Annotated in this window: 10 protein-coding genes and 1 tRNA gene; 6 read left to right on the forward strand and 5 right to left on the reverse strand. The window is 60.8% G+C overall.

All coding sequences use genetic code 11. The features are described from left to right. Positions 1-143: 143 nt before the first annotated feature. The 4 genes from B7L71_RS05680 to B7L71_RS05695 all read right to left on the reverse strand — a co-directional run bounded on the left by B7L71_RS05680 (position 144) and on the right by B7L71_RS05695 (position 2822). Complete coding sequence (locus B7L71_RS05680) at positions 144-1088, reverse strand: ornithine cyclodeaminase family protein (protein WP_081136562.1); 945 nt, start codon at positions 1086-1088, stop codon at positions 144-146. 222 nt (positions 1089-1310) lie between these two features. Next, complete coding sequence (locus B7L71_RS05685) at positions 1311-2078, reverse strand: helix-turn-helix transcriptional regulator (RefSeq protein WP_016914905.1); 768 nt, start codon at positions 2076-2078, stop codon at positions 1311-1313. Positions 2079-2197: 119 nt separating this feature from the next. Next, the gene (locus B7L71_RS05690; RefSeq protein ID WP_016914906.1) at positions 2198-2554 is read right to left on the reverse strand and encodes a RidA family protein; all 357 of its coding nucleotides are present in this window, start codon (positions 2552-2554) and stop codon (positions 2198-2200) included. A gap of 181 nt (positions 2555-2735) precedes the next feature. Further along, positions 2736-2822, reverse strand: a tRNA-Leu gene (locus B7L71_RS05695). 113 nt (positions 2823-2935) lie between these two features. Between B7L71_RS05695 and queA the strand changes: the two genes are divergently transcribed. From queA to secF, 5 genes are all read left to right on the forward strand, one after another. After that, the gene (queA, locus tag B7L71_RS05700) at positions 2936-3967 is read left to right on the forward strand and encodes a tRNA preQ1(34) S-adenosylmethionine ribosyltransferase-isomerase QueA (protein WP_081136564.1); all 1032 of its coding nucleotides are present in this window, start codon (positions 2936-2938) and stop codon (positions 3965-3967) included. 53 nt (positions 3968-4020) lie between these two features. Next, entirely contained in the window at positions 4021-5148 is a 1128-nt protein-coding gene (gene tgt / locus B7L71_RS05705; RefSeq protein ID WP_139788520.1) for a tRNA guanosine(34) transglycosylase Tgt, read from the forward strand. A gap of 74 nt (positions 5149-5222) precedes the next feature. Continuing rightward, positions 5223-5549 carry a preprotein translocase subunit YajC gene (gene yajC / locus B7L71_RS05710; RefSeq protein WP_016914910.1) on the forward strand — a complete coding sequence of 109 codons (327 nt, stop codon included), beginning with the start codon at positions 5223-5225 and terminating at the stop codon, positions 5547-5549. Between the two features lie 134 nt (positions 5550-5683). Then, positions 5684-7537: a protein translocase subunit SecD gene (gene secD / locus B7L71_RS05715; RefSeq protein ID WP_081136568.1), complete on the forward strand. Its 1854-nt coding sequence runs from the start codon at positions 5684-5686 to the stop codon at positions 7535-7537. A 48-nt stretch (positions 7538-7585) separates the two neighbouring features. Next, a complete protein-coding gene (gene secF / locus B7L71_RS05720; protein ID WP_081136570.1) occupies positions 7586-8512 on the forward strand; it encodes a protein translocase subunit SecF in 927 nt (308 codons plus the stop codon). Between the two features lie 83 nt (positions 8513-8595). Here secF and B7L71_RS05725 read toward each other — a convergent pair whose 3' ends face one another. Next, positions 8596-9390: an inositol monophosphatase family protein gene (locus B7L71_RS05725; protein WP_081136572.1), complete on the reverse strand. Its 795-nt coding sequence runs from the start codon at positions 9388-9390 to the stop codon at positions 8596-8598. 140 nt (positions 9391-9530) lie between these two features. Here B7L71_RS05725 and B7L71_RS05730 point away from each other — a divergent pair. Further along, on the forward strand, positions 9531-9730 hold a 200-nt coding region (locus B7L71_RS05730), incomplete at its 3' end, for a TrmH family RNA methyltransferase (RefSeq protein WP_283160402.1).

A 9730-nucleotide genomic window follows, 5' to 3' on the forward strand; every position in this document is an offset into this window, starting at 1 on the left:
GCAGCTCGGCCCGCACCGGCCCTTCCGGGGAAGGCGCCGGCTGGCCACGCAGCAGGAAAGTGGGCGGCGCATGCAGCGCCTGATCAGGATGATAAAAAACACTTCATGGTCACCGTCCTTTGGCCATTTGGAGCTAGCAAGCGCTACTTCAGCGTAGCGGGTAACGACTCCCAGAGCTCGATCGCCGCGGCTAAATCTTCCAGAGAGGCGCCCACCGACTTGAACAGCGTGATGGCCTGCGGGCTGGTGCGCCCGGGCTTCTCGCCACGCAAGACGTCGGCCAGCTCCGCCTGGATCTCCTCGAACTGGAAGGCACCTTCTTCGATGGCCTGCAGGATGTCCCCCGCCTCGCCTTGTGCCCCCGCGTAGGTATCCACGAATACCTGGGCACGGCGCAGGCAATCGGCATCGGTTTCGCGCATTTGTGGACGAAAAGCGCCAATCAGGTCCAGGTGCGTGCCTAGCGTCAGCCACTCGCCCCGGATGATGGGCTGGGTGGAGAGCGTCACGCAGCTGACGATGTCGGCCTCTGCCACGGCGGTGGCCAAGGTGTCGACGACCTGGGTATCGAAGCGGTCTGCATACTCTTCGGCAATGGCGGCTGCCTTGTGGGGGTTACGCCCCCAGACCAGCACGCGCTTGATGGGCCTGACGCTTGCGTGGGCTTCGATCACCATGGGGGCCAGCTTGCCGGTACCCACCACCAGCAGCGTTTCGGCGTCTTCCCTGGCCAGCACATGAGCCGCCAGCGCAGAAGCAGCGGCGGTGCGGCGGCGGGTCAGTTCGCTGCCATCGATGCACGCCAGCGGCTGGCCGTGTTGGCCTTCGCTGAGCAGGTAAAGGCCGGAAATGGCCGGCAGGCCGTGTTCGGCATTTTGCGGAAACACGTTGACCATCTTCACCCCGATATAGCCTGCGGCTTCCCAGGCGGGCATCAGCAGCATGGTGGCTTCGCCATCCGGCCGATGCATGGCGTGATGGTGGCGCGGTGGCGACTCCACCCCGTTCACGAAGGTGTGGTGCAGGCGCTCGATCAAGCCTGGCCAGGCTAGAAACTGCTCGACTTCCTTGGCAGAAATGACCTTCATGCCCACTCCCCCTGCAGGTGATAGACGAGGCCTTGCACAATGACCCGATGGGTAGCAAAGGCCACCGCGTGCGTGTGGGCATGGGGATAAAACGAGGGTGGTAGCATCAGCGCTCTCCAGCGTCATCGAACTTCTCTTGAGACTACGACGATGCAGCAGCGGTTGCTTGCCCGAGACTCTGGCAAGTTTGCCCGTAAGTCAGGTAGGCAGCGGTTTCAGACGCTAGCGATCCGACGAAGGGGAAATGTCGAAGTAACGACGGTAGGCGCGGGAAAAGCTGCCCTGGTCGCGAAAACCCACCAACATGGCGATATGGCCAAGGCTCATGGCGCTATGCCGCACCAGGGTACGTGCATGCTCCAGCCGCCTGCGCTGCACATAGGCCAGCGGCGTCACCCCGGTCAGCTCACGAAAGCAGCTATGAAAGTGGCCGGGACTCAAGGCGCATAGTGCGGCCATCTGCTCGACACGAATGTCATCGGCCAGGTGCTGATCGAGCCAGGCATCCAGGCGCTCCAGGTCCAGCCGCTCACTGATGCAGCGCGCGCCCATTTGGGCTGCCGTCTGGAGCGGTGCATCCTGCAGGTACATGTAGAGCGCCCGCAGTAACAGCGCGGCAATTTCGTTTTGCAGGGCTGGACACTGATCCAACTGATGGGCCAGCGCATGGGTGAGCTGGTTCAAAGCGGGGGGAACGGTAAAGAAGCGCGGTTTATCGAATAGCCGCTCGATCTCACTGCCCTTTTCCAGCGTGGCCAGGTGCTGCACGGGGATATCCAGCACCAAGGTACGGTTGCTGCCATCGCCCTGATACTCGTGATGGCGTGACGAAGGGATCAAGCAGCCACGGCGAGCGGTCACCCGCTCCCCCTGGCCTTCCATGGACAGTTCCGTCACGCCACACGTGGCCAGTATCAACTGGTGAAAATCGTGGGTGTGCGCCACCTGCTCTTGCGCCAGATTGCGGCTATGCAGCTCGAACTGGACCATGACCGTACCGTTCGGGAAGTGTGAGAAGGAAGCTCCACTATAAAACGATCACGAAATAAAAATCGAGGGAGCGTTAACGCTCGGTTAACGCCCCCTCGTGACAGCCTTGAAGCAACCGATCAGGCGTCGGGCAGTGCCGCGATGACCATGATTTCCACTTTCCACTCGGGCTTGGCCAGCTTGGCTTCCAGCGCAGCGCGCACCGGCGGACGACCCGGTACTACCCAGGCTTCCCACGCTTCGTTCATTTCCGCGAACTCGGCCATGTCGGTGACCCATACCTGCGCAGAGATCAGGTGCTCTTTGGAAGTGCCCGCCTGCGCCAGCAGCTCATCGATACGCGCCAGCACCTGCTCGGTTTGGCCACGCATGCCCACCGTGGCATCGGCTGGCACTTGGCCCGCGAGGTAGACGGTTCCGTTATGAATGGCCACTTGGCTCATGCGTGCATTGCTTTCGTGATAGGTCACGCCCATGGGGTTGTCTCCCGCGACATTGGGGGCTATTACTCTGCCCTATGATGGTTTCTAACGTTTCAAAACAATATATTTACCATAAAGAGCTGACGAGTTGCCCTATGCATAAAATTAAATTTCAGCTGCAAGCCGCGTACCAAACCAAAAAGGGCCTGACGTTGAACGTCAGGCCCTTCATGTTTGGTGCCGGTGGCCAGACTCGAACTGGCACACCCGTAAAGGCGGCGGATTTTGAATCCGCTGCGTCTACCAATTCCGCCACACCGGCATAGGAGGCGCATTATACGGAGTTAACCTGCAAGGTCAATCACATCGACTGACTTTATACGCCTAAAGCGCTATCCTAGGCGGCTTGTTTGACCACCGAAAGAGCACTTCCCCATGCAGCGAGCAGATTTCCATTTCGAGCTACCCGATGAGCTGATTGCTCGCTATCCGTCCGAGCAGCGCAGCGATTGCCGCTTGCTATGTGTGGATGGCCAGAGCGGTGCGCTGGCGCATCGTCGCTTTCCCGATCTGCTGGAGCTGCTGGAGCCAGGTGACCTGCTGGTATTCAACGACACCCGAGTGATACCGGCACGCCTGCACGGCCACAAGGCCAGTGGCGGAAAAGTCGAGATGCTGCTGGAGCGCCCGCTGGACAGCCACCGTGGGCTTGCCCATCTGCGTTCCAGCAAGTCGCCCAAGCCGGGCACCGAGCTGATCTTCGAAGGCGACATTCATGCCGTGGTGGAAGGCCGCCGCGATGCGCTGTTCGAGCTGCGCTTTCTGGGCGATACGCCGATGATTGCTCTGCTGGAGCAGCACGGCCATATGCCGCTGCCGCCCTACATCACTCGGGAAGACGAGCTGAGCGACCGTGAACGCTATCAGACCGTGTATGCGCGCCGCGATGGGGCCGTGGCCGCTCCTACGGCGGGGCTGCACTTCGATCAGCCGCTGCTGGATGCACTGGCCGAAAAAGGCATTCAAAGTGCCTTCGTGACCCTGCATGTGGGCGCAGGCACCTTTCAGCCCGTGCGCGTCGACAACATCCTCGAACACCACATGCACAGCGAGTGGATCGAGGTCACCGAAGCCACCTGCCAGCAGGTGCGTGATACCCTGGCGGCCGGCAAGCGCGTGGTAGCGGTAGGCACCACCAGCGTGCGCTGCCTGGAGAGTGCCTGCATGAAAAGCAGCGACGGTAAGATCGCCCCGTTCAGCGGCGATACCGATATCTTTATCTACCCTGGCTACCAGTGGCGCTGTGTCAATGCACTGATCACCAACTTTCACCTGCCCGAGTCGACGCTGCTGATGCTGGTGTCGTCCTTTGCAGGCTATGACCACATCATGCACGCCTACCGCACGGCGGTAGAAGAGCGCTACGCCTTCTTCAGCTATGGCGATGCCATGCTGCTCACCCGCTAGCGCTGTGCCACCCGATAGATCAACGAGCGACTGTGATGCGAAACGAATGCTTTATGCGCTTTGAGCGCCTTGCGGAAGACGGCCGTGCGCGCCGGGGCCGCCTTCACTTCCCACGGGGAACGGTAGAGACGCCAGCCTTCATGCCGGTGGGTACCTACGGCACCGTCAAGGGCATGACGCCCGAGTCGGTGAAAGAGATTGGCGCGGAAATCATCCTGGGCAACACCTTCCACCTCTGGCTGCGCCCGGGCACCGATGTCATCGAAGCCCACGGCGACTTGCACGACTTCGCCCAATGGGACAAGCCGATCCTCACCGACTCAGGCGGCTTTCAGGTCTTCTCGCTGGGCGAGATGCGCAAGATCACCGAGCAAGGCGTGCACTTCCGCTCGCCGGTGGACGGCAGCAAAGTGTTCATGGGGCCGGAAGAGTCCATGGCCGTGCAGCGCTCGCTGGGCTCTGACGTGGTGATGATCTTCGATGAGTGCACCCCCTACCCAGCCACTTTCGAAGAGGCCGAGAAGTCGATGGAGCTGTCGCTGCGCTGGGCCAAGCGCTCACGCACGGCTCACGGTGACTCGCCTTCGGCACTGTTCGGCATCATTCAGGGCGGCATGTACCCCGAACTGCGCGAACGCTCGCTCAAGGGGCTGCTGGACATTGGCTTCGACGGCCTGGCCATCGGCGGCCTGTCGGTGGGTGAGCCCAAGGAAGAGATGATCAAGGTCCTCGACTACCTGCCCACCTGGATGCCCGACGACACCCCGCGTTACCTGATGGGGGTCGGCAAACCCGAGGATCTGGTCGAGGGCGTGCGCCGCGGCGTAGACATGTTCGACTGCGTCATGCCGACCCGCAATGCGCGTAACGGGCACCTGTTCACCTCGGACGGCATCGTCAAGATCCGCAATGCCAAGCACCGCTTCGACACGCGTCCACTGGATGAAGAGTGCGACTGCTACACCTGCCAGCATTTTTCCCGTGGCTACCTGCACCACCTGGACCGCTGCAACGAAATGCTCGGTTCGATGCTCAACACCATCCATAACTTGCGCTACTACCAGCGCGTCATGGCTGATTTGCGCGCGGCAATCGAAGCGGGTACATTGACGACCTTTGTGGAAGGCTTCTATGCACGGCGCGGCTTGCCGGTGCCTCCCCTTGCGGGACCTGAAACCTGATAACTAACCGCCACCGGCCATGCTGAGTGGCGTCAACCGGTTCACCCATTGTTCTAACTCAGGAGTTCTCTGCAATGCTGGATTTCTTCATCTCACCAGCCCATGCCCAGGAAGCCGCCGCTGGCGGTGGTATTGCGCAAATCGTCATGCTCGTCGGCTTTGTGCTGATTTTCTACTTCCTGCTGTGGCGCCCCCAGGCAAAACGTGCCAAGCAGCACCGTCAGCTGGTCTCCAGCCTGGCCAAGGGTGATGAAGTGGTCATCGGTGGTGGCCTGGTAGGCCGCGTGACCAAAGTCAGCGATGAGTTCCTGACCCTGGAAGTATCGGAAGGTACCGAAGTCAACGTGCAGAAGAATGCCGTGGCTGCCGTACTGCCCAAGGGCACCATTAAGTCCATCTAACGCTCGCACCTCCCCCTGCCGACTCCGTGCCAGCCACCCCGGCAGGGGTGACATGGTAGCGTCGATGGTGAACGTTGCTGTGCACAGCTTGTCTGTGCACAGCGATTCCGTTTGTAATTGAAGGCAGGGCTTGCATGCTCAACCGTTACCCCCTGTGGAAGTATCTGCTGATACTGGTCGTCCTGGTGGTTGGCCTTATCTATTCGCTTCCCAATCTATTTCCCGCCGATCCCGCCATTCAGGTGAGCGATGCCCAAGGCAACATGCTCGATGAGCGGCAAATCAATCGCGTCGAACAAGCGCTGACCGACAACGACATTGCCATCAAGGCCGTGGAAGAGGTCGACGGGCAGTGGTTGATTCGCTTGCAGAGCAACGATGACCAGCTGAATGCGCGGGATATCGCGGCCGACGTGCTGGGTAGCGGCGCCACCGTTGCCTTGAACCTGGCGGAAGCCACGCCTGGTTGGCTGCAGGCCTTCTCCGCCACACCCATGACGCTGGGTCTGGACTTGCGCGGCGGCGTTCACTTCCTGCTGGAAGTCGACATGGAAGCAGCCCTGACCCAGCGCCTGGAAGTCAATGCCAGCGCCATCCGTGAACTGCTGCGTGGCGAGCGCATCCGTTACCGCAATACGGAGATCGCCGAGCGTTCGCTGTCCATCGATTTTGCCAGCAGCGAAGATCGCGACGCTGCGCGCCGATTGATCAGCCGCGACTTCCCCAACTTCGATTACAGCAACCAGGGCGATGGCCGAGCCTCCCGTCTGGTCATGTCACTCAGCGACGCAACGGTCAGCGAGATTCAGGACTATGCGGTCAACCAGAACCTGACCACCCTGCGTAACCGTGTCGACGAGCTGGGCGTAGCCGAGCCAATGGTACAGCGCCAGGGCCCCAGCCAGATCGTGGTCGAGCTGCCCGGCATTCAGGACACGGTGGCAGCCAAGCGCATCGTCGGCGCCACGGCCAACCTGGAGTTCCGCCTGGAAGCGCGTAACGACACGCCCGACATGGAAACCGAGCGCTTCGACTTCCGTAACGACAGCGGCCGTTCTGCAGACCTGATGCGGGACGTGATCATTACCGGTGACAGCGTTTCCAGCGCTAGCCACAGCTTCGATGAAAATGGCCGCCCACAGGTCAACATCAACCTGGATGGCACCGGCGGTACGCTGATGAACCGCGCCACGCGCACCAACATCGGGCGCAACATGGCGGTGCTGTTCATCGAGCACAAGAGCGAAGACCGCGTCGAGACCGACCCGGAGACTGGCGAGCAGACCATCATTCGCGAGCCCTACACGGAGCGCGGCTTGATCAGCCTGGCGACCATCCAAAGCGCTCTGGGCAACAGCTTCCGCATTACCGGGCTCGACTCGCCCACCGAAGCTGCCGAACTGGCCCTGCTGCTGCGCTCAGGCTCTCTGGCAGCGCCCATCTACTTCGTGCAGGAACGCACCATCGGCCCGAGCCTGGGTCAGGAGAACATCGAACGCGGCCTGCTCTCGGTCCAGATTGGCCTGTTGCTGGTGGTGATGTTCATGCTGGTGCGCTACAAGGTGTTCGGCGTATTTGCCAACGTGGCGCTGGCGCTCAACCTGACCCTGCTGATTGCCGTGATGTCGATGCTGGGGGCCACCCTCACCCTGCCGGGCATTGCCGGTATCGTGCTGACCCTGGGTATGGCGGTAGATGCCAACGTACTGATCTTCGAACGTATACGCGAAGAGTTGCGCAACGGTCTGTCGATTCAACAAGCCATTCATGCGGGTTACGAGCGTGCCTTCACCTCGATCGTGGATGCCAACATCACCACCCTGCTGGTCGCCATCATCCTGTTCTCGATTGGTACTGGCCCGGTAAAAGGCTTCGCGGTAACGCTCTCCATCGGTATCTTGACCTCCATGTTCACGGCCTTGATGGTCACACGAGCCATGGTCAACCTCACCTATGGCAGCAAGCCCGTCAAGAAGCTCTGGATCTGATCTCGTGAAGCAGACATACGCGCTCCGCACAGAATTGAAGAGGTGGTAATGAAACCCCTATCGCAGCTACGCATCGACTTCATGGGACGACGCAACCTTGCGTTCATCGTCTCGGCGGTGATGCTGATCGTCTCTATCGGTGCCATCGTTTTTCAGCAGCTCAACCTGGGGCTGGACTTTACGGGCGGCACCCTGGTCGAAGTACGTTACGGTGCCGCACCGTCACTGGATGCCATCCGCCAACTGCTGGAAAACAGCGGCTTTCAGGATGTGTCCGTACAAACCTTCGGTGCTTCCACCGAAATTCTGATTCGCCTGCAGCAGGCCTTTGACCCCGACATCGGCAGCGAAATCGTCGGGCTGCTGCGCGCCGATGGCGCTGACGTCAATCTGGTGCGCGCGGAGTTCGTGGGTGCTCAGGTAGGTGAGCAACTGCGCGACCAGAGCGGCATGGGCATGCTGGTGGCCCTCGGCGTCGTGATGGTCTACGTGGCCTTGCGCTTTCAGTACAAGTTCGCCATCGGCGCTCTGCTGGCGCTGATGCACGACGTGATCATCGTGGTGGGTGTCTTCGCGCTGTTCCAGCTCGACTTCAACCTGACGGTACTGGCGGCCCTGCTCGCGGTCATCGGCTACTCCCTCAACGATACCATCGTGGTGTACGACCGTATCCGCGAGTCCATTCGCACGTCGCGGATCGACAACATGGGGCAAATCATCAACGAAGCGATCAATGCCACGCTCTCGCGTACGCTGGCAACGTCCGGCACCACCATCCTGGTGCTGCTGGCCTTGCTGCTGCTGGGCGGCGACATGATCGAAAACTTCGCTATCGCTTTGCTGATAGGCGTGGGTGTGGGTACCTTCTCCTCCATCTACATCTCTGGCGCCCTGCTGATCCCGCTCAAGCTCTCTCGGGAAGACCTGATCCCGACCAGGAAAGAGAGCGATGAAGAGGAAGAAGAGCTGCCGTAAGGCACGAAGGCTCCCTTCAGCAAAAGGCCTTGTCGCGTAAGCGACAAGGCCTTTTTCATATCACCAGGGAACTGACATCACGCTCAGAAATGCGGCGCCAGCTGTTTGATCAGTGCTTTATAAAGGCGCGGGCCAGCGGCCATCAGTTGGCCTTCTGCGGTGACGGTGGGCTGGCCGTCGGGCGTGCCCATCAGCGCGCCGGCTTCTTTCAGCAGCAGCGTACCGACCTGCATGTCCTGCTCTTCCAGGCCCAGGACGAACACGCTGTCGACGCGGCCAGCGGCCAGTTCGCAAATGTCCAGCAGGCCAGAGCCGGTGGCGACCAGGGTTTCCACCTGGGGGGCCAGTTGCTGCGCCACGGTCAGGTAGGCAGGCAGATGGCTGGGGCGCAGCCAGGCTTCCGGCAGGCTCATGGCCATGCGGGTACCAGGAATGGCCGCGGGCTTGCTCACGCGCATACGTTTGTCGTTGTGCTGGGCACCACGGCCACGGCTGGCGATGTATTCGTCATCGCCAAAGGGAGAGACCACCACCGCGTGTTCGGGGCGACCCTTGATGAGACACACCACTGAGAGTGCAAAGCCCTTGCCTGCCACGGCCAGATTGGAGTAGCCGTGAAGGGGTTCGATCTTCCAAACGATCTCTTCGCCTTCGCCTTTACCCGCCTGATGGGGGGTGTAGCGGCCGGAGAAGCCATGCTGCGGATAGCCGCGCTGCAGTTGCTGAACGATGGTGGCTTCGGCCTTGCGGGCCGTATCTTCAAGCAGGCGGTCAAGATTGAATTCTTCGTGGGCGTTTTCGATACGCTCACGGACACGCAGAAAATGTTCAACCGCGCTACGCGCAGCGCGCAGCGTAAATTGGACCATTGGATTCATGATCGGGCCTTGTCACAGTGATGTTAAAGAACGGGGCAGGCGCAGGACACCTTAATGGCGGGCAATTCTATCAGAGGCCCCTCGGGCATGCCATCGACTCGTGCTAAACTGCGCCTTTTACGTCGTGAACCGGGCTTATCATGCTTGACCGCATTCGAATCGTTCTTATTGGCACCAGCCATCCTGGCAATATTGGCGGCGTGGCGCGCGCCATGCACAACATGGGCCTGGCGGATCTGGCGCTCGTTGCCCCCCGCTGCGACGTGCTCACCCAGGAGAGCATCTCTCGGGCGTCAGGGGCCGACCATCTGCTCCATCAGGCAGCCATTCATGCCACGCT

It is taken from the genome of Halomonas sp. BC2, assembly GCF_002078115.1.
GTDB lineage: Bacteria > Pseudomonadota > Gammaproteobacteria > Pseudomonadales > Halomonadaceae > Vreelandella > Vreelandella stevensii.